This is a genomic window from Ruegeria sp. HKCCA4812 (assembly GCF_013034245.1).
Classification (GTDB): domain Bacteria; phylum Pseudomonadota; class Alphaproteobacteria; order Rhodobacterales; family Rhodobacteraceae; genus Ruegeria.
On record NZ_WQFQ01000005.1, the window covers coordinates 1 to 21,201 of the forward strand.

16 protein-coding genes and 1 pseudogene are annotated in these 21,201 nt (G+C 50.7%); 11 read left to right on the plus strand and 6 right to left on the minus strand.

Going from position 1 to position 21,201, the window contains the following annotated elements:
• The first annotated feature begins 938 nt into the window (after positions 1–938).
• The 7 genes and pseudogenes from GOW04_RS14535 to GOW04_RS14565 all read left to right on the plus strand — a co-directional run.
• On the plus strand, positions 939–1,811 hold the full coding sequence (locus GOW04_RS14535) for a hypothetical protein (protein WP_171233031.1): 873 nt from the start codon (positions 939–941) through the stop codon (positions 1,809–1,811).
• Complete coding sequence (locus GOW04_RS14540; protein WP_171233032.1) at positions 1,793–3,859, plus strand: S8/S53 family peptidase; 2,067 nt, start codon at positions 1,793–1,795, stop codon at positions 3,857–3,859. The genes GOW04_RS14535 and GOW04_RS14540 overlap by 19 nt, the downstream gene beginning before the upstream one ends.
• Positions 3,850–5,001 carry a serine protease gene (locus GOW04_RS14545; protein ID WP_171233033.1) on the plus strand — a complete coding sequence of 384 codons (1,152 nt, stop codon included), beginning with the start codon at positions 3,850–3,852 and terminating at the stop codon, positions 4,999–5,001. The genes GOW04_RS14540 and GOW04_RS14545 overlap by 10 nt, the downstream gene beginning before the upstream one ends.
• A gap of 190 nt (positions 5,002–5,191) precedes the next feature.
• Positions 5,192–6,937 (plus strand): amidohydrolase family protein, encoded by a 1,746-nt coding sequence (locus GOW04_RS22280; protein ID WP_217356938.1) that lies wholly within the window; start codon positions 5,192–5,194, stop codon positions 6,935–6,937.
• Between the two features lie 163 nt (positions 6,938–7,100).
• Positions 7,101–7,868: a hypothetical protein gene (locus GOW04_RS14555; RefSeq protein WP_171233035.1), complete on the plus strand. Its 768-nt coding sequence runs from the start codon at positions 7,101–7,103 to the stop codon at positions 7,866–7,868.
• On the plus strand, positions 7,865–9,004 hold the full coding sequence (locus tag GOW04_RS14560) for an MBL fold metallo-hydrolase (protein WP_171233036.1): 1,140 nt from the start codon (positions 7,865–7,867) through the stop codon (positions 9,002–9,004). Before GOW04_RS14555 ends, GOW04_RS14560 begins: the two co-directional genes overlap by 4 nt.
• Positions 9,005–9,175: 171 nt before the next feature.
• Positions 9,176–9,376, plus strand: a pseudogene (locus GOW04_RS14565) (transposase); the annotation flags it as partial.
• Positions 9,377–9,401: 25 nt separating this feature from the next.
• Here the strand turns inward: GOW04_RS14565 and GOW04_RS14570 are convergent.
• The 6 genes from GOW04_RS14570 to GOW04_RS14595 all read right to left on the minus strand — a co-directional run bounded on the left by GOW04_RS14570 (position 9,402) and on the right by GOW04_RS14595 (position 15,797).
• Positions 9,402–9,695 carry a hypothetical protein gene (locus GOW04_RS14570; protein WP_171233037.1) on the minus strand — a complete coding sequence of 98 codons (294 nt, stop codon included), beginning with the start codon at positions 9,693–9,695 and terminating at the stop codon, positions 9,402–9,404.
• A gap of 486 nt (positions 9,696–10,181) precedes the next feature.
• On the minus strand, positions 10,182–11,621 hold the full coding sequence (locus tag GOW04_RS14575) for a TniQ family protein (RefSeq protein WP_171233038.1): 1,440 nt from the start codon (positions 11,619–11,621) through the stop codon (positions 10,182–10,184).
• Complete coding sequence (locus GOW04_RS14580; RefSeq protein WP_171233039.1) at positions 11,618–12,616, minus strand: TniB family NTP-binding protein; 999 nt, start codon at positions 12,614–12,616, stop codon at positions 11,618–11,620. Before GOW04_RS14580 ends, GOW04_RS14575 begins: the two co-directional genes overlap by 4 nt.
• Positions 12,561–14,696, minus strand: a complete 2,136-nt coding sequence (locus GOW04_RS14585; RefSeq protein WP_171233040.1) for a DDE-type integrase/transposase/recombinase — start codon at positions 14,694–14,696, stop codon at positions 12,561–12,563. The genes GOW04_RS14580 and GOW04_RS14585 overlap by 56 nt, the downstream gene beginning before the upstream one ends.
• On the minus strand, positions 14,693–15,391 hold the full coding sequence (locus tag GOW04_RS14590; RefSeq protein WP_171233041.1) for a hypothetical protein: 699 nt from the start codon (positions 15,389–15,391) through the stop codon (positions 14,693–14,695). Before GOW04_RS14590 ends, GOW04_RS14585 begins: the two co-directional genes overlap by 4 nt.
• Before the next feature lie 211 nt (positions 15,392–15,602).
• Complete coding sequence (locus tag GOW04_RS14595; protein ID WP_254430162.1) at positions 15,603–15,797, minus strand: helix-turn-helix domain-containing protein; 195 nt, start codon at positions 15,795–15,797, stop codon at positions 15,603–15,605.
• 275 nt (positions 15,798–16,072) lie between these two features.
• Here GOW04_RS14595 and GOW04_RS14600 point away from each other — a divergent pair, with 275 nt between their 5' ends.
• The 4 genes from GOW04_RS14600 to GOW04_RS14615 all read left to right on the plus strand — a co-directional run bounded on the left by GOW04_RS14600 (position 16,073) and on the right by GOW04_RS14615 (position 21,045).
• Positions 16,073–16,672 (plus strand): helix-turn-helix transcriptional regulator, encoded by a 600-nt coding sequence (locus tag GOW04_RS14600; RefSeq protein WP_171233043.1) that lies wholly within the window; start codon positions 16,073–16,075, stop codon positions 16,670–16,672.
• Positions 16,673–17,026: 354 nt separating this feature from the next.
• Positions 17,027–18,262 (plus strand): SIR2 family protein, encoded by a 1,236-nt coding sequence (locus GOW04_RS14605; protein WP_171233044.1) that lies wholly within the window; start codon positions 17,027–17,029, stop codon positions 18,260–18,262.
• The gene (locus GOW04_RS14610) at positions 18,259–20,130 is read left to right on the plus strand and encodes an ATP-binding protein (RefSeq protein WP_171233045.1); all 1,872 of its coding nucleotides are present in this window, start codon (positions 18,259–18,261) and stop codon (positions 20,128–20,130) included. The genes GOW04_RS14605 and GOW04_RS14610 overlap by 4 nt, the downstream gene beginning before the upstream one ends.
• A 30-nt stretch (positions 20,131–20,160) precedes the next feature.
• On the plus strand, positions 20,161–21,045 hold the full coding sequence (locus GOW04_RS14615) for a DUF6615 family protein (RefSeq protein ID WP_171233046.1): 885 nt from the start codon (positions 20,161–20,163) through the stop codon (positions 21,043–21,045).
• The last annotated feature ends 156 nt before the right edge of the window (positions 21,046–21,201 follow it).

Here is a 21,201-nt window from a genome sequence, read left to right on the forward strand (position 1 = left end):
GCTCCGTTCTGGGAGCCGCGAGTCACGCAGCGCAGCAAAAAATAATGCATCCTGAGCCTAGGAGTTAACTTAGAACTTGTATGGAAGTCTGTCGCCCAGCAAAAAACAGTAAACGGATAGAATATTTGGCTGAACCCGATCAGGTAACTCATAGTCAGTTTGAACTGACGAGTTATTTCCCGGTATCAATCCGTCGATGTCTACAGCCCATTCGAAACTAGCCACCGCTTTGGCGGGTATGTTGGCGGGTAGCTGGTAAAAACCGCCGTTTTTTCCAATGAATTCAAAGGTGTGGAACGTCACAGATCTTTGACTCAATCGATGGCCAAGACCTCAAGAATTGCGCAAATCTAGTCATTCAATTCTGACCCAAACGTCAAGCATTCCTGACCCAGATCAAGTAACGACCATTCATCGACCCTACCTTCTATGCCTCAAATAAGAGAAGTTCTTATGTTGAGGTTTCTTGCTGCACACGCCGGCAGTAAGAATTTTTGCGCCCGAACATGGAAAAAGCTTCGCTCTTCGGAAGAAAGCTTGCTGTACGTACTAGTTGTGGTAAGGAAAAATCGGTTAAGGATCAACACGTTGGAAATCCTGATACTTGACCCAACCTACAAAACGGCAGCTTAATTTTTTCGACGAACGGTCTGGTGAACATCCCTGACCATAAACTACTTTGCGTATTAATTCCTGCACTACCATCACTGACGGCCCTTTTTTTTAATACACGCCGGGCTAGAAGCGAGAGTACTGATCCCGAGCCAGCGAAATCGAGGCAATGATCCAAAACTCAATCAATCCGTTGCCGCATTCGACGCATATTCTCGATGCTTTATCGATTGTGTTTGATTAACAAAATTGAAGAAATTTCTTGCTGGATTAGCGATTGATGGCGATAATGTCGCCATTGAAATAAAGAAATTTCGGGGGAAGTCATGAAAGCAATACTTGCAGGATTGGCGCTTTTTCTAACGCATTCGTCGATGGTATCCGCACAAACAGCCGATGCTTCTGAAGCGCTGAAAGCTGCCATAGAAAACCCAAACGATGATGAAATCGTTGAAGAATTCATTGAAACACTGATTGAAGCACCGCAGGGCTCGGGCTTCTTTATCGTGGAAGGTGACATCATCATTACAAGAGGCGAAGTTCCGAGCTATCTTAGAAACAGACAGTTGGTGGACGACGAGGAGGCGGCGGGAAGCGCGAAGGTCTCTTCGGAACTCATCGTTAACATTGTAGCCGGTAAATACGACTTTCTGCGCGAACCGGAAGACCGAAATTTAACCTACTTTTTTGACCAAAGTACCTTTAGGTCATCCGAAGAAGCCGAATTGACGCTATCCAGCTTTGTCAATGGGGCAACTTCCTGGACGAATGCTTGCCCCGAGTGTGGTGTGAGCTTCACTCGCGTAGAATCAGCGGAAGAAGCGAGCTTTGTCATCGCGTTCCTGGACGATATTGATGGACCGATTGCACGCGCCTTCTTCCCAAGTTACCCAAAAGATATGTGGCGCATAGAGGTTTTTCCCGCCTACTTTTCCGATACAATGTCCTTTGATCGCACCGGTGTAATGCGGCATGAAATCGGGCACATTCTTGGTTTCAGACACGAACATATTAATGATGTTCCAGGTTGCTCTTCTGAAGGCGGGACGTACAAACCGATTACACCCTACACTCCGGGTTCAGTAATGCACTACTTGTGCGGAGAGGGCGGAAGCTTCGATCTAGGTTTGAGATCATCTGACATAGAGGGGTTCCGCTGCCTGTACACGAAAGGCGACCAATGCATGTTCGTAGAGTAGTTTTAAGCTCTCTTTTCGGAGCGTTTGTTTATCCAACGGTGGAGTGGGCGCAGGCGGACTCGCCCATCTCGTCCGAACGCGGGAAAGAATACGCTATTGAAGTGTTTAGTAACGACCCACCAAACGATTGGGCACGCATTGCGAGAACGCTCATTCAAAACGATCTTGTAAAAATCAAGACAAAACCGATAAGCAACCAAGGACCATGCAATACTGCAATCAAAGAACTTGGATTTCGCAGTACGGAAATTAGGCTGGGATGCTCGATTGAGATAGAAAGACTTATTTCAGATCTCTCCTCTGGAAGACTAGCAGCTGTAGATATCCCAAAGGGCCATGTTGCGTATCCGGACCTGCCAATACAATCGATCGGTGCGGTGCAAGTATATGATAAATCAAATTCACTTGAAACCTTTCGATGTACGAGAGTTAAAACGCCCTGGGGCTTACTTGCGACCTCACATTGCACCTCAACAACCGAACCAACCGGATATATTGAGCTAAATGGGTTCGAAATTTCTGCATCCGTCCCAGACACGGAAGAAAGTAGACAGATAGTCAAATCACTCCGTAGATTTAATCCCGTAATTGGTCGAAATGAAATCGAAGTTTTCGAATTAGATGAAGTGCAATCCTATGGGGGATTGGATTCGTTAGATGGAGAGAGTTGGCTAGACTCGTGCTTGATTGAAAAACCGAGTTATTCAAAATTCTTGGGGTTGGAGGAAATGCCCACCTGCGACTGCCGGGACAACTGTTCGAAAATTGTGCTTTTTGACCGAGCCCCCGCCATGCATCCCGCAATTGCCCATAAGGTAGATGAGAGCTATCAACATGGCCAGCCAAATTTACAGTGTTTATCTGTCGGTGAAATTGAAAATGACATCCACCACGCTTCACATTTGGCGGGGATACTGATTTCCCGAAATGACCCTGAATACTTTACTGGGGTGTCACCCAGTTCGCATTTGATTTGGAAGGATGCCAAATCAGGCAAGCCGTTTATTGATATTAGAAAGGTCGCGGCGACGAATAGAGCTATTCGCGACTTTAGTGTCTACGCGAAGATGAAAGTCGTACTCTTTGCAAGCAGTTGGAAATATGATGACGATGATGAAAAAGAGAAATTAAAACAGGACTCCAATTTTCGACTGAACAACCCACCATACGTGCAAACGATACGTTGGGGGAACAACATTTGGGTCGTTGCCGCGGGAAATAATAGCAACGGCGGCATAAATATCAGCGCCCAATCAGATCGATCTCCAGCAAATATTGGCGACAGAAAAAACATTCTAGTCGTTGCCGCGTGTGAGAACTGTGGATCGAGAAACGCCAAACTTTCCAACTACTCGAATTTTTCGGATGATGGTCTTGTACACGTTGCTGCTTACGGTGGCAAAATACCGGCACCCGCGACCGAAACTGAGTATGGGATTGCGCAAGGCACTTCTCAGGCATCTGCACTAGTTGCGGGACTTATTTCTTCTATGTCATGTGTTTGGCCTAACTACCACTGGACACCGAGAGAATCTAAAGTCCGAATCCAGGCAGCGGTATTTCCCCCTATTAACGAAGGCCTTCGGAATGGATTGGCCACCGGAGTTGTGGATGCAAAAAAGGCGCTGCTTGACCCCACGTCTCATCATGTCGCTGTGAGGGGCAAGAGGGTTCGTCCGGCAAAACTTCTTCAATGGTGCGTGGATAAGATTAGCCCAGAGTCTCCGCTCATTGAGGGGCAAGACGCTGATGGCGGGGCCGTTACCCCTCGCTTACTCCGCCATTTTGTAGGATACGATACAACTGACGGTGACAGGGAGTATTTTCTTTTTCACGAACCAAGTAGCCAAGAGCTCCAATCATTCGGTACTGTTAGACGCACAGGGCCAGGAGTCATCGGTTCAGATCCGCTTGTGAAAGTAACTTTTTCAGATGGAAAGGAACCATCAGTTATGGTTCTAAAAGCCAATGAAATCGAGTTTATTTTAACTCCACCTCGGCTCGAGGACTCTGCAAAAATTGAAACTGACACTAGCGCATGCAACTAAACGTCATTTTCTCAGCTACTACTGTTTTGGCTCTATCTTTAGTATCAGTCGCTGAGTCTGCGCCATGCCCCGAACGCGAACACGAATTTGCGGTTGATATCGGCATATTTAAGTCTTGGGAGCGAAACTTAGTTCCGGGAAGCCGATTGCCGTTGCAAGAGCAAGATGTTCGCTACTTGAGAGTGCGGATTGAGCCTTTAGTAGATGACGCGCATGATTGGACAGTGCGAATTCGTGACGGCCAAGGTCGACCACTACAATCAATCCACTCTTCGCATGCGGACGGAAAAGCATTTTGGACTGACAGGTATTATACGAATAAGGTTGAACTGTTTGTTGAACACGAGCGCGACGCTCCTCCCGCAAAGACGGTTTTCTATCAAGCCGTGGGCATGGGAGCAGACACTCCATTCTACTCCATAAAAGACTCGAACGGGCAACCGGATTGGAGCGATGTATATGATCCAACGGACGGAGCTGGCGGTCCAGTTGAAGAGTTTTGGAAGCGACGTTCAGAACCTGTGGGAATGTTTGTTGTGAGTGCTGGCAACAATCTAGATGGAGTTGCAGTTTGGAGCTGTACCGGCATTCTAGTAAGTGTCGAGCCAGAGTTATTGTTCCTTACCAATGACCACTGCGGTGGCGCTGGCGAATCGAGATGGGCGCATGACATTTGCGAAGGTAATGGTTTTGTCGATTTTTCGTGGGATGGAGATAGTACTAGCCGTCAATATCCATGCGCTTCGATGGTTCATCGTTCATCGGAGGACGATCTTGCTCTGTTGCGCCTTGGTAAAATCACCAACGATGCCCCCCCCACTCCTGCTGTATTTGCTTCGAATTCGTCCATAGGCGACAACTTGACGATTGTGCATCATCCAGCGTTACAAACAAAGAAAATCTCTCGAGGTTGTACCAAAAGAAAATTGTCAGGCCAAGACGCAGGTAGGTTGTTTGCCCACACTTGCGACACAGAAGCGGGCAGCTCGGGAGCTCCAGCGTTCAACGATGCTGGCGAGGTAGTAGGCATTCACCACACTGGGCACGAAACCTTTGATGACACTTGCGACGGGCTTAACAAGGCGGCAGGCTTGAGCAGCGTAAGAGAATTTCTAGTGGAGGCGGGCATATCACTTGATTGATCGCATTAACGCCTTTCTACGTACTGATCATTGAAACGCCGGAACGAATTTTATGGATGTTACTAGAATTGCAATCATGCCAACGCGGCGCAGTATATTAATCGGGGGATTAGCCACGACTGCATTACCTGGTTGTTATGGCCAGGGTGAGGACAGAAATGTCAGCCCTGACGGCCTGCCCTCAGTGCCAGTGGACATCCACAATCACATATTCAACGCAACCGATGTGCCGATACCGGGGTTTGTTGAGCAGGTACTACTGCGCGACCCTGAGACCCCGGTGCCCGGTGGGCCATCTGTAGCACGATCGCTCGTTGATCTGGTCGTTGACATCGTTTTGGCCGCGCGCGGGACACCAACCGCGTCGGAAGAGCTGATCGAAATCGCGGAATTACAGCGCTTGCCCATTCGTGACGGAGGGGATTTGTTGATACAGGACCGCCGCTCAGTCGAGGCGGGACTGGTTGCTCTGGAGAGCCGTGTGGATGCGGCAGGACGTGTGCGTCAGGGGGCTTTCGCCACCGACGGCACATTGCCCCCGGCAACCGGCGACGAAATTTTGTTTACACTGCTGGCCGCCGAAAGTGACATCCCGGTAAACCCCGTCGGATTGGCCGGGAACGTTCGCGATGTTGCCCGTGCCGGCGATCAGGCCCGACAAATCGCCGATGCCATTTACGCGGATGAAGCGCTTCCGGACGCTCCGAGTTTCAAATCTTTGTCCGAGCGCAGAAACCCGGATCAAAGCCTGGTTCAAACCCTGATGTGGGCCGGGCTGCTGACCCGCAGCCGCGTGGATATACTGGGTGAGTTGATCCGGCTGTACGCCCACCAAACTGCACAGGCCAGCACGAATGATCCCCTTGGCTCCAACGGGATCAAAGTGTTCTCGCCATCACTTGTCGACTTCACCTATTGGCTTCGAGCCGGGCAGGACCGGGATGCCGACCGCAGCGGGCGCGACATCACAGATCAGATTGACCTGCTGTCGCGTATGGCCTTGTTGGAGCGCGGTGCCCTGATTTTACCCTTCGCACCCTTTTGCCCGTTGCGCGCCGCTTATTACCGCAAAAACGGAAATTCAAGTTGGTTGCAAACCATCCAGAAATCGGTCGAATCCCAAGGGTTTGCAGGTATCAAGCTGTATCCACCGATGGGCTTTTTGCCACTGGGCAACGATAGGTTCGACGCTCCGGGCGCCCGCAGGCCCCGCGCCTTACGGGAGTTGGGGGTGACAGGGCAAGAAATCGATAACGAGTTGCGCGCCCTATACGATTGGTGCGCTGCCGAAGATGTCCCAATAAAGACGCATGGCAACAATTCGTTGGGTGCCGATGCCTGCACCGGGCAAAACGCATCGGCTGCAAATTGGGAACCAGTGTTGGAAACCCCGGCGTGGAGCAATCTAAGACTAAACATCGCCCATTTTGGTGGCTTTGATGAGGAACGGTTCCGGACCGCCCCCGGATGCCCAATCCAGACGCAGGCCTACGAATGGCAGGCCGCAGAACTAATCGCGAAATACGATAATGTCTATGTCGATCTAGGATACTGGACCGACGTCACAGACAGCAATCGCGTTCAGTCACAAGAAATAATTGATTTGCTGGATAACCTGCTGGACCAGAGAGAAAACCTCAAATCTCGCCTGATGTATGGTTCGGACTGGACTATGCTTGGCCGTGAGAACCAACACGCAAGTTATTATAATGACGTTCGCAATGCGTTAAAGGCATCCGCACTCGAAGAATCCGATCAAATTGCCATTCTGGGAGCTAACGCCTTAAGATATTTGGGACTGGACCGGCGAGGAAAACAGTATAGCCGATTGAAGGGATTCTTCGAAGACGCGCCCCAGTACAATACCATAGTCGCCTTGATACGCCCCCCCTCAAACCTAGTGGCTTTAGCACGCGACGCACTCGGGCAGCGGTAGCCTGCTTATTTTGCTCTGCGGTTTGGAAGCCAATTTGCATGCTACTGAGACGCGAGGACAAAAGAACGTTGGATACAGAATTTGTTGCTATGAGAGATACGACTTGGAGTGAGATTGTTTTGGTCTGCCGCCAGTTAACGGATGTTATTTTGGAACATAAATCGTGGACAATCTGATACGGTTGTTTGAGGCGCGATTTGTCTCTGGATGCGTTAATGTCAATCATAATTCGATCAATGCGACTGCATTCACCGGCTCAGTGCTGGTAGCCTGGGTTGCTGCGGGCGCGGAGTCTGCTGTCGGTGACAGTCAGTTCCGTTGTGTGCCTGTGGGAGGCAGGGAGTTCGCATTTACCCACCCAGTCAAACCCGGCAGCAATGCACGCCCGCTAACGGCTATCCCAGCGGCGTTTTATACTGATAGTGGTTTCGTGCCCCGTTCAGTGCAGGCTTTCGGCGGGTTGAGTGTTCGGGGCTTTGGCCCCGCCTGTGTCATACACGATTGGATCTTCGTGGCCCGAAAACGCCTTAGTGACCGCAACAATAATGGCGACAATCACATCACACCTGAAGTCGCGAAAGTTGTGCCTCTGGATTTCACCGATATCGCTGAGATCATGGCTGAGACGATCAAGACGCTCGCTCGAGACTACCCGATCCACAGCGCAGAACATTTTTCGCGACCCGTCATCACACTTGTCCCTTCCGGGCCAGTTACTCGCCGGTTAGGGATTGCAGAAGGCAATTGCACCGATTTGCAAGTCCGCAACCCCGATCACCTAGAGCTCATTCGCGACCTGCAGCGACAATCGAACGCAGACCTTCTAGTTTCGCTTGATAAATCCAACGGCAGCCGCGTTAGAGTCTGGGGGCAGCGATACAAAATCATGGCGACCTTCGATCTCGACGAACTGAGCGGAGCGGAACAATGAGACAGCGCATCGATCTTCGGCTGACGATTTCTGCTGGCATTGTCGCGCTTGTACTTCTATCCGCCTGCGCGGACCAATTCAAAGACCGTGTTCGTGACAGCACGCTGTCTACCGCCGCCAAGGAAGGCCCGGTGCTTGTGACCTATTCCGGGATTTCCACGCTGTTGATCCAAGACAACAAAACCCAGATCGTCATCGATGGATATTATTCACGAGAAGAACATATGATTGTCCGGAAAATTGAACCGGATATGCCGGAGATCGAGCGAGCGGCAAAACAACTGGGACTAAACCGGTTTTTCTGCGCAGGCCAACCGTCGCAGAACGTAGTTGACTGTCCCGCAGCTGCACATCGCGGCTTGTCTTATGTGATACCAATGCACGCCCACTACGACCACGCGATGGACAGCCCCATCGTCGCGGCAATGCACCGCGCCCGGCTTATCGCCGATCCGTCGGTGAAACAATTGACCAAGGCCGCAATACAGATGCTTGGTGAAGATAATACGCAGTTTGATTGGTCAATTAAACCTGAGAAACCACCTGCAGGAGAGCTGGACCCGCCCAAAGTCTTTCGTACAGGCGATTTCGAAGTCGCGCTCATCCGTACGCCACATTTCGACAGCTTTGTCCAACACTTTCTTAATAGAAAACAGACGCGCGACAACTTCACTTTCCCCGCCCGAATTCACGAAATGGGCGAAGGTCATGGCGTCTCTGTTCAGATCCACCACCGATCAAGCGGTTGGTCCATGCTGATTATCGGCAGCGCGGGCGATGTAGGCGCACGCCTCGCGGCAGCGGGGCCACGCGCAAAGGCAGATGTTGTTTTCTTTGGTATCGGGGGATTGGGTCTGAAACCTAAAACACACCGCAAATCCCTCACCGAGACTATCGTCGAAGTCACGGGCGCGCGGCGGATTATCCCGACACACTGGGACGCACATGGACAAAAACTGTTTAACAAGCTTCCACCTGCTGACAACCTCGCGCTAAAGCCATTCCCGTTTGATCCGCTTGACGCCACCTTGCGAACGCTGGACGAATTGCAAACAACGACACAGCCAGACATCCGATTTGCACCGCTGCTGAAACCCTTCGACCCGTTCCAAGATCTGTCCGAGCCAGCTCACTAAGATCGGTAGGCGGGTGGAGCATTCTCGGTCGCTAATCAAACCGACGCCTGTGCGACAATCAATGATTTCATATGCGCTAAGTATACAAGTTTCGAGATATCTTCGTTAACTTTATCCCCATTAAGAAGGCAGTCTGCACGAAACTCAAGGGAACTAAGGTAGCCTGAGCGGATACGCGCATGCATCCCCGGTCGAAAGCAGCGCAAGAAGACCGTGAATTGCGACAAGCGCCGCTATAAACGCCGCAACAGGATCGAAATCATGTTCAGCAGACTGAAGGGCTGGCACCGCGTCGCCACTCGAAACGACAGGCGCCCAAAGGTCTTCCTCTCAGTGATCGCCCTCGCAGCAACCGTCATCAATTGGCTATGAGTCCTGACCCTAACCGCCTACCCAGCTACTCCGTGTCAAATTTCTGGATCACCTCCGGCGGTAGCAAATGCCGAAAACACGGAGGGGTATTCTCCCACAACTCTTCATCTGTAAAAGGTTCCGTTCGGACTTCAAAGTGAGTGTCGTACTCGCCGCCGGGATTATCCAGATTGACCCCCAATATCTTGAGAATTTCGCGCAGCCTTTTCTGCCCCGCTGGTGTCGAAATTTCACCCGTGCGCTTCAGCTCACGAAGCTCCTTCCGAAAGTCACGTGCACTGGGCATGGGCAGTCTTTTCTGAGGTTGGTCTTCATTCATGGCTGGTTGTTGCAACTCCCAATCAGTTCCGACATTCCACAGCGCCAGCAACACGGCTGCGATGTGCCGACCACTGAGATTTCACGAAGCAAGGCTTGCGATCTTTGGATGATCTGGCCTTCAGGCATCTTCACCATACCATCTGCTTAACGCATCTTTCGAATAAACTCTTAGTTGTACTATCCGGCAATTGATCGGCGGTACATCATCACGATCAAGTTTGCGAGCGAGATGAAATGGCATCATCTTAAGGTTTTCCGCCAGCTGCCCGAGCGTAACATACCGCTGTTCGAATTCTGAGATGCTTCGTTTGGTGATGAATTGCTTCACATGATTGGTGTCAGGATTCCTTCGAGAAACTGCCTCTAAGTACCCCTCATCTCGCAACAGCCGAATGAAAGCCACACTGACCTTGAGATACCTCGCAGCTTCATCGGCAGAGAGGTCCCCAATGAGCTCAACCAGAACTTTTTCGGACAGCAGGGATCACTCAACTTCAATTGCTTGCAACCCAACTCCCTCACCGCGACAGAGCTTTCCGTCGAGTTCGCCCTGCACCCAAAGGTCGATGATTTGAACCATAGTAACTTGCTTTGAGCGGCAAAACTCCCTGAGAGGGACAACTGATCTGTAGGGAAGTGCAGTTGGCAAACCGTTGAGTTTATCAAGCAGCTTTCCCGCTTGATTTCGCAGTACATACCGGAGTGAAGACGTGATTTTAATCATGTCGAGAACGCCGCATGACTGTAGCGCCTTTATTTGAGACCTAGAGAGACCAAGCATCCGTGCTGCATCTTCGAGATTGATCAGACCTTCAACGTATGCCTGTGCGCGTGCAAGCTCATCCACTCGAACATCAGTTCGCAAGTTGGCTTCTGCTAGATCCACACCGTCTAAATGACCAAGCAGCCCTTTCAGGAACATGACGCCGAAACCCGATCTTTTTCGCGCCTCATGCATGTTCAGCAACGTCTGCTTGGGAGCCACCCGATCGAAGACTTCCTTCCCTGTCGGGATTGGATAGGTTTCGAATATGTGGTCGCATGTCAGGTCAACCAACGGTGCCAAGGTTGGGTCTTCATAATACTCTCTGAGCCATTGATAAAAAAGCCCCATATCTGCACTGAAGTAGGGTCGGTTTGAGGTGCTTTGTCGGTGCAAACGTTTCAGCGCGACTTTGAAGCCATCCGGTCCAGCGCGCACATTTTTGAAGCCCAGTTGGCACAAGCTGCGTTCTTGCTGGCTACCAAGGGTCTTCATGATCTTCATTTTGAGACCTTCGATTGCAGCACCCAAGTTCAGACAAAGGCGGTGTATTTGCGTCAGATCGAGATCTTTCAGCCAGTCGTTTTTTGGGCCTCGTTGAATTCGCTCACGAATATACCGTTCGAACGCAGTTTGCTGCGCTGTCTCAGGGCTCATGCAGGCACTTTGAACGGCATCAATATTGTCCAGTACCCGGGCAACAAAATCATAGTTTGTGTGAGCATGTTTGGCGGGCGGGAGTGTCATCAAATAACACTTGTACCGCCCACATGTATGAAGAGACGTGACGGCCCATTCCAGAAGTTGAAACACACCATGAGGTCCGATTTCAGTTAATGCCGTCACCACACATTGCGGGCACAAACGTACGGCAGTTCGACGCATCGTTCCAAGGGTCACAACGGTCTGTCCAAGCTTGAAACGACCCTCTCCTACTTTCCCTGCAGTATGCGCACTAAGCTTCTCAGGGCTTTCACCGATTAACCAGGCCAAACGTTCCATCTGATCATCATGCCCGCTGCACAGATACGGCCAACGCATTCCAAGGTCCGTGCAGAAATCACGCGGTGTCCTCCCGAAAAGCTGCGCAGATCGGCTCACGTATCCGTTGAGTGACTCTCCCTCAATAAGAGGGGGCGCGAGCACAAGGGGAGCTGTCATACACTTACCCCGCCAAGAACATCACGGGCACGAATCCGTGTGAAATCCTCCGCAATGAAAGGGTTGAGCCCATCAATGGCTGCTGACCGCGCGTGAAACACCTCCGCAAAGTGTTTAATCTGCAACGCCACAGTGATACCTGCGGACGTAATCGCCTCCGTAATAGATTGAACCGTCAATTCAGCCAGAAGCCCAAACTCATAGTCCGCTGCATGCATAAGGCGGCGCGCAAAGCTCTCGGACTTTAGTTCATCTGAAATGGCAATGCCTGCGCGACGGGTATATCCCTTTACGAGATCGACTACGGACTTTGCATGCCGAAGGTCATGCAATCGATCAATCTCAATCGGATACAGCCGTCGTGCAAGCTGCGCATCTTGATTAACGATGTTCTTGAGATCTGGCATCCCGGTCAAAACAAGCCCAACCGGCCACTGACTGTTTTCCATCAGAAACTTGAGTGTGTTTACGACCGCCTGGCGTTCTTTGTCGGTTTGATATCGCGCCAAATCCTGCGCTTCGTCCAGATGCAAGAACAGTGTTCGCCTCAGTTCCAACTGGCGTTTGACCATATCCCAAACCACCGGCCCCGACTGGCTTCCGGAATAAGGATATCCCAACGCGTTCAGGGTTGCCGCCCCCACGAACTTCATCGTCGCTGGGGAAGGAACCTGTAGCCCGATGAACTCGCAGACTTCCTCTTCCGGGTTCGACGCAATCAAGGCCCGGTTTTGTTTGACCAGTTCCCGGATTGCAGTTGATTTGCCGCTGCCAGACTGTCCAATAAGGACAATTCCACGAACACTAGACGTGATGCCCTCCGCCAAGTCCGCCCGACGTTGGTCCAGCAGCATTTGAAAGTTCTGCTCCAGCTTTCGGTAAGCCTTGGTTGGCACATATGCAGACCGCAAATCCTGGACGATCCGCCTGATTTGAGGATTATTCATCGTCATCACTAAACCTCCATAACTCAACTGGTTCATCGTCGTTGACATCGAAATTCTCGTTTGAAAGTTCGCGTTTCCCTTTGGTGCGATCACCAATGATGTCTGACAGGAACCCGCCATTCGATTTCGGGTTCATCTCGATGTGAGCTTCTGTGCTTTCGGGATCAGGTTTGAGATTCAGACCCCAGAATGTCTCATTTTCCGCGCGCTGGATTTCACGTGCTGACACGCCGATCGGCCCCAAGCGTCGCCAAGCACGTTGCTCAGCATCAATTGCCTTCATCCGTGCAATGGCCCTGTCGATGGTTTCTTGATTAATGTCTGTCGCCGCTCGATTTTTCTGGCGCACATCTGAGATCGTCCGCTCCCAGGACGCAAAAGACACCCCCTCAACGCCGTCAATAAGCGCGGGCACCGAGCGCCAAGCGTCATCAAACCAAATAGAGACGTGGCCGAGATTTTCCGGGTCAACGCGCAGGTCAAGTTCTTGCGAGCCATGTTTTTTGAAATGATGCGAAAGGCCGGTCGAATGATAGTTGATCCCACAGACGAGGACTCCATGTCTCCCGGATTTGCGGGTCATATCCAGACCAAGAACGTGCCTCAGCTTGTGCTCGCTGGGAGCGGGGGACCAGCCAAACTGATTACAAAGCTTGTCCCATGCGTCATTCGGCGAAGCATATTCCAGTCCGCGGTGGCTTTTGACGTGATAGATATCAACAATGAACCGAACTAACAGCTCAATGATACTCTCGGCCGTATGAACTGCATATTTTTCGGATGGATAGTCCCCCCTTTCGACTGGGTTGCCGAATGTGCGCCCTGTTAGGTAGGGCATAAGCATCATGGCCAGTGTTAGAAAGATACGTTCCACTCGGGCTCGCAGCTTTGGAACACCAGCTGGCAAGACCGAGTATCCAATCGAAAGGTCCGAAACCGCCGCTTTGAAGTCCACGTTCACGAAAGCATGACCGTTATCAACAGCTACATGATGGACGTGACCAAATTGCTTCCAGTTTGTTTCGCAACCGAGTTGCGTTGAGATGTCAGACTTGTCGCGCATCGCCATCCAAAGGACAGCCTTTGCGTCCTCTGAGCTGGGTTGGCGCGAGAGCTTTAGGCCCAGTATGGATCTTGAGGCTGTGTCTAAAGCTGCGCAAATCCAATATCGACCAATCTCGACGTCACGCAAACTGTCATTGGTAAAGTCAATACCGGCCTCTGCAAGGATGGCCATCAAGTCGATCTGCCACTCATCCATCTCCACGCGTTCCAGTGGGGCTCTGACATCGAGACCGCCTGAGTGAGCTCCAAGTTCATTCTTCGCCACCGAAAGACCTTTGCGAGCAGCGACGACTTCAAACTCATCCAAGGCCTTGACCCGGCGGCGCACCGTACTTTCGGAGACGTCCTTCAGCGGAGGAAGATCACTCAACTTGCGGATCTTGTTTCGCTCTCGAATGTCACCCGAGATCGCGAGGTGAAGCTGAGTGACGGAGATCTCACTGACGTGGAGAAACTCGGGCAAATGGGATTCAATAATAGCTTCGCGTTCGGCGTCGATACCTTTCGCGTTAGCGCCATTGAATATCGTTTTGCGCACCAGCGTCATTGGATCTCGCGTGGGAGCCCAGACGCGCACCCATTTCATCAAACTCCCCCGACCGGGTGCAGGCCATGAAAGGGATACAGCAAATCCATCATCAATTTTTGACTTTGATAGATCAGTCGAAATCTGTTCGTTCACACGCCGATGAAGTTCAGGAATGAACTTGATGCACGACGCCTCGGAGCGCGATACTTCATTTTGAGCCTCTGCAGCCAAGAACAGCCGTACGAACAATTCCTTCCAAAAGACCAGCCACTTTTCGGTCTGTGGAAGTCTGTCAATCAGAGTTCGCCCAGCAGATGCACGTCGTGCCACCTGCCGACTCGCAAAATACCCATACTCGATTGAAAACACTCCCTCGTCGATGAGTTGCCGAAGCTCTTCATGGGTAAGGTTGACGCGTTCCCCATCGCCGTACAGCGCTTTGATTTGTACCGAGTGCTCTTTTGCGTGCTCGACAATATGTACTTCACCGCGCGCGACTATGGCATCACACGTTGAAATCCGCAGTTTCGTCATGGCTGCATCTCTGGCAATGACACGCTTGTCAAAGGTGTGATGACACTGCGTTTTTCTGCAGACAATCGACCATCATAGATGGCTCGAAAAACGGCTCGGAAGCCGCGCCCACCCAAACCAACCTCGCTTACCAAATCCGCAATGCTGGTTGAAGCGACAAGACCGGCAACCGCATTTGCAACCAAGAGATCAGCTTCACGGTCTTTGTGCTGGCGACACAAATGCAGAAACTCTGCATTCTGGACCTCTGCGGGATTTAGGCTCTTTTCGGTCACCAAAGCCAAGCGATCAGCAAAGCTCGGTGACATGCACTTTTCGACTGCGCGGAGCGTGGCGCGAAAATTGATCTTTTGGACCCGATCATATGGCTTAACCGCAATGGCTACCCTCAATCCGCATCGAAACTGAGCCAAGTAGTCGGGGATGTGCGTTTCCCGCTTGCCAGTAAGACCCTCGAAAGAAATTCGTCCCGGCTGATCGCGAACATTCCAGATATCGGCTTGGGCGCAGAGCGTCAGGAGCGTTTTCCGCTCCAGATTGCTTTCATAGATGATTTGTCGCGGGTGTTTGTCTGCTGGCATCTCGAAGATGGCAAACCCCCTGACGCTCGATTTCGACCGTGCCGCGAAGCTTCTGATTCCTGTGCTCTCAGACGGTGGGCGATATGCGTGATCATCGATGTTGCTTTCGGTCATGTGACTATCAGTGAGGCCCGGTTCTGACCGGAAACCCACATACCCTCCTTCAGGTATGGATGAGCGGGACCGCCCTGCAGGCTTACCTGCAGGCTTGACCGGTCCCGGATTTTGGGTCATGAAAGAGGTGCATTTTGGTCTACAAACTTGAATGCACCTCAATTTGAAGGCCTTTGAGAGTACCAGCTCTCGAGGGCCTTTTAATTTTAGGTCATTTGGCTCCCCCCTCTTTTAGATCTGGAAACAACGCTTCCGGCGCTACGCCGAGCGCATCGGCCAGCGCTTTTTCGATTTTCTGAGATCTGCACATACGCTTTCCGACCAACGTCAAGGCTGAGTCAGTCACCCTCAGATCGCGGGCCAACTGAGCCAGAGATGTTCCCCTGATCCTCAGTTCAGCTTTCATTCTCTCATGGGCGTCCAGGTCACTTTTGGTGGGTTGTCGCATGCAGGATGTGTCCAATCGATAGATCGCAACAAAAGAAAAATTACCATCAGCTAAGGAACTCCATCACCGATGGTCAACACTGCAACAGGCTGTATTTAAACAATTTTAGAATCGGAACAGATGTTCCGCGAGGTACAATTGTTCCGGTGTCGGCTATCCACTTGCAATACCGAAGATTTCATCAACTAAGGTTCTTGAGTACCTTTGTGCCAAGCGGTTTGTGGGAAAATTCTATGACGCGCGACAAGGAGAAATATGACGTCATTGTGCGCAAGATCGCATCAGAGCGCTTGAAGGACTTCCGAGATTCGGAAGATCTAAGCCAGGCTGAAATTGCAGCACGGATCGGGATTTCCGCGAGAACCCTTCGCAACTACGAATACCAAAATCGGGAGTTAACGCAGGCGACGCGTCTCAGGTTCATCGACGCGTTTAAGGTCGATCATTTGTCGACGAATGCTCTGTACCAAGAACTCGGCCTTCGGTCACCTGAGGTAGCCTACCCTAATAGCGTTGTACCTGCGGAGGGCATGAGCTTTTTGAAACAACTACGTCTGGAATGCCGTGCGCGTAGGAAGGACAACTTCTCAAAACCCGCTCAGGTTTTGATGCAAATACGAGACCAGTTGTATGCCGTCACGTCAATCTACTTTGGCCTTGTGCAGCTTAGCTCGGAGTTCAATGTACCATTGGTGCCTGAAGATTACAGACCGGATTGGATGGTGGGGGCATCGATGGTTTTGATAGTGCTACTGCTGCCTTCGTTGCTTGTAGAACTCCCACTGATGAAGGTTGCTGCGCATTTTCTACGGCGCAGGAAGTCTCAGTCATGAGTTGCCGCACCAAAGGCCGGGCGATGTCTTCATAGTACCCATCCACGCGCGGTAAGCGAAATTCCTGCTCGCACGCGGCCACGTAAGGTCAATTACCACTCGAAAACAGATGGTCTTATTCTAGACAGCTTTCAATGAATGCCACGGCCTTTGCAGCTGAGTGGCGACCTGTCAATTGGCGCTCGAGGCCCCGCCTTACCTAACAGTTGATCAACGCCAACCTCCACAGGGAACCAAACTGGAGACCGCAACGGGCGTGAGACTTCCCTGCATTGAGTAAAGCAGTAGATATTTTCACTAAGATCTTCAACTTTTGGTTGTGATTGATCCAAATATCAGCCACCCTCAAACCTATTGATTGATAACGGATTTCTGAAAATAACGGACGAAGCAAACGATATAGCCGAGCAGTTCGAAAAAGCATTCAACACACCGAAACAAACGTGGCTGCTGGCTGCTGGCGCTAGCTTCATGTCAAACATCCCCTTGATGTATCCTTTGACAAGGCGCGTGTTGGAACTGGCAAGGACAGAAACTTTCAAAGATGAGGGCGAGATACTTTCTACGATCGATTTTATTGAAAGTGACATTGACGAAAACGCGCACATAGAAATTTTTTTAACCCACTTGGCAGACTTGATCTCCATGTCGGTGAGGTCCCGTGATCAAAGTGCACAGTTGGGAAATGCTAAGGTCGGCTTTGATATCTTGACCAAGTTGCACAACGCACTTCTGGAGATCATCTCGGATACAATCAGGTGGGGCTATCGCGAAAACTGGGCAGAAGATGGCCAGCAGTTAAATCCAAGTGTAGGCACCTCCGAAAAGCCTATTGTGACCATCGAACATCACCTTAATTTTGTGCGAGCAGTCTTTGGACGCAATCGAGCTGGGCTGGAAGCTCTGCGTGGGCCAGTAGAGTTCTTCACAACCAACTACGACACCCTTATTGAAGATGCACTCGCATTGCGTGGCGTGCCTTATGATGACGGCTTCTCTGGTGGCAGCATCGCATTTTGGGCCGGCTACGGGGGTGCCGCTAACCCACCCCATAAAGCAAGGGTGGTAAAACTCCACGGCTCCATCGATTGGGTGGCGCCTAAGGATGATGCCTCGCGTCTCCTTAGAGTCAGACATCATGATGCTTATCCTGCACCTAAGAACCAAGTGGTGATTTATCCGCAATCTACAAAATACGTAAACACTCAACTTGACCCCTTTGCCGAGCTATTCCAACGGTTTCGCGTGAACCTCGCTGATGGCTCAGAGCGGGTCCTATTGGTTTGCGGATACTCCTTTGGCGATGAGCATATCAACCAGGACATTGAAGTTGCTATGTCTGCTCCAGATAGCCAACTTACGCTGGTTGCGTTTTCAGAAGAGAGAGATGCGTTACCTCCGATCCTTGACGACTGGCGGAAGACTTCCTGGGGAGAGAGGATATATATCGTTTCAAACAAAGGGTTGTATAACGGCGACCGCGGCCCGTTCTGGGAACTCGATGAGGGCCGTGATTGGTGGACGTTCACTGGCGTGACTGAAATGCTCTCGGATGGCCTGCCTGCGGATATTCAGGAGGCAATGGCATGACCGATTTTGCCGTCGAACCTGGGCTGGAGATTGGCACGGTATTCGAAGTTGCTGGAAACTCCATCAAGATTGCCCTCGACAAACGCATCACTGAATTAACTAGAGGCTATCGTGGGAGAAGCTACTCTGTCGGTCAGCTTGGCAGTGTGATCAAACTGCATGTCGGCAGAAAGGTCATCTTTGCAACGGTTAGCCTTTTGCGCCTTCAGTCAGATGAAGAAGCTGCAGCGATTGCCGCCTCGACTGGAAGCGCTGTCTCTACATTTGACAAGCGAGTCATCGAAGCCGATTTGCTCGGGGAAGCTTGGTGGCAACCAAAGGAAGAAAAGTTGGATTTCCGGCGCGGTATAAGCACATTCCCACTTCCTCTGCAGTCCGTATTTTTGATGACGAAGGGGGAAACTGAACGACTATATGCAAGTGTCGAAAGCGCTCGGGACGATGGCATAGATTGTCATGTCGCAATCGGCGACTACGTTGGAGCCACCCGTGTCGCTTGCCGCGCAAATATCGATAAACTATTTGGCCAACACAGCGCAATCCTCGGTTCAACAGGTTCCGGGAAGTCGGGGACGGTCGCGTCCATCCTTCATTCGGTGATCGCTCATCAACCTATCGAAGGGCAGCCTTCCAATCCAAGAATCGTGATAATTGACCCTCATGGGGAATATGCTGCCGCTTTTGGAGACGACGCGTCGCTGTACCGTGCTTATGATGCGCCAAACGAGGCTGCTGTTGAACATGCAAACTTGAAACTCCCATTCTGGCTAATGTCGAGTGATGAGTTCCGTTCGTTGATTGTTGGTAAAACTGAGAATGAAGCCACATCTCAATCTAACATCGTTTACAAAGCTCTGACCCATGCACGGATGGTTGAAGCAGGTCTCACAATGGCGGCGGCTGATATTGATTTGGCAACTCTTGGAGCCGATCAGCATCCTCAGGAACCAATAGTTCTTCCCTCAGACGACCCCGACAAAGGCGCAGAGCGTGAGCAAGCAATCGCGAATTTTGACAGAGATAAACCACGACCCTTTAGGTTGTCAGAATTTGTGGCCCATATTAGTGAGCTACAGACCAAGCGGTACTTCAAAGGTAAGTGGGACGATGAGACTGACGGGGCTAAACAAAAATTCTCGTCAATTCTCGATAAAGTGTCTGTTTTGAGATCTGATACGAGGATTTCGTTCCTTTTGAGCGATCACTTGGATGATGCTCAGCCGCTGACACTTTCCGATGTTTTGGCTCAGTTTCTATCTGTTGCTGACGAACAGCAGACAAAGATTAAGGTCATCGATATTTCTGGCCTGCCCAACGAAGTTGCGGGGCCCCTTACAGCCTCGATCGCCAGATTATTGTTCCAATATAAGCTCGCTCAAAATCGAGAGGGTCGAGAGCGAGATCCGATCTTGTTGGTTTGTGAGGAAGCGCATCGATATGTTCCAGATCGAGGCGAAGCCCAATACGCGGTCGCCCAAGATGCTGTTCGCCGTATCGCCCGCGAGGGGCGGAAATACGGTTTAGGTCTTATGTTGATTTCGCAGCGCCCAGCAGATGTTGAAGGCACTGTTATTTCACAGTGCAATTCGTGGATCGTTTTAAGATTGTCAAATAGCCAAGACCAACAACATGTTAAACGTTTCTTGCCCGACAGCCTCTCTAATATGACTTCAGTTTTATCTTCGCTGCCTAGGCAAGAGTCTCTTTTTTTGGGCGAAGCTGCTGCATTGCCAGCCCGCGTAAAAATCAGATCTCTTCCCGAAGACAAGCTTCCGGACTCTGACGACATTTCATTTGCAGCTGGGTGGTCAAGTGAGCTTCAAAATAGGGATTCTCTGAACGACGTAGCTTCACGTATGCAAACTTGACCGAAGGAAAACACTGTCATGCTTTGTCATATGGCCCGCAATTTTCCGGCCTTCACCGAAAACTTCTTGGACAGATCTGCGACACTTCAGAAGAGTTTCAGAGAGGAAACTATAACTGATATGTTGATGGCCAACATTGTTGCACTCGGAGGAAAAAATGTTGTCGTTGATTTTCCAAACGAACTTTCCACGGGTGCTGATATGGAATGGAATTTCGTTGACCGGAGCAACGAATCATTTGTTCGGCTATTGATTCAAGCCAAGCGATCTTATGGAAAAGGGAAGCAGTGGAGACGCCACTCCTTTAGGGAACTGTATCATCAATCCGGAGCTTCAAAGGTGCTACAGGCCAAGGTGTTGTGCGATACAGCAAGAGCAGCAGTCGCAACTTACCCGTTGTATATTTTTTATGTCCCAGGAAAGACCTGTAAACTTGCACGGTTAGACAATGCGCTGAATGTCTCTGGTGTAACTCTTGCCGACGGCTACGAAATCGAAAAATTGGCAATTTCTGCTTCGGATCGTAAAACACGAACGAAGAACCGGAGCTTAAACACTATCTCCGAAAAAATGTTTCCTCTGCAAATTCTGTTTTGCCCCCAATCAATCAACAAAATAGGACTGGTGATGTTCAGTAGAGTGGCTCCTGTTGGTCCCCTGTTCTTTGATGGGACATCACTCGGATTCTCCATACCCCCAACACCTCAGCGAATCTGTGATGCAATCAACCGCTTAGGAGACATCAGCTCAGAAAGTGGTGTCGGTGAGTCAGGGAAACAACTGTTAGAAACAAGTCAAAGAATCCCCGAGGAAATCGGAGAGGTCCTAGAAACGGGTAGGTTTCCTTCAGAATCGAATTTAAGCAACACTCTTCGTAGAGCAGTTTTCATTTCGCGCAGCGACGAAAGTTCCTAGACGAGTATTGGTCAAGATTTTCTTTTCTTGCAGTCGAGGTGAAAGGCAAGATTCTGGGGTATTGCTCCGCGCTCCCGGCAGAGAAAACCTGAGCTTCTCTAACCGATCGAAAAGCTACTGCTTCCAGAAATTGCGTTGCGCAAGTTAAGTTGTAAC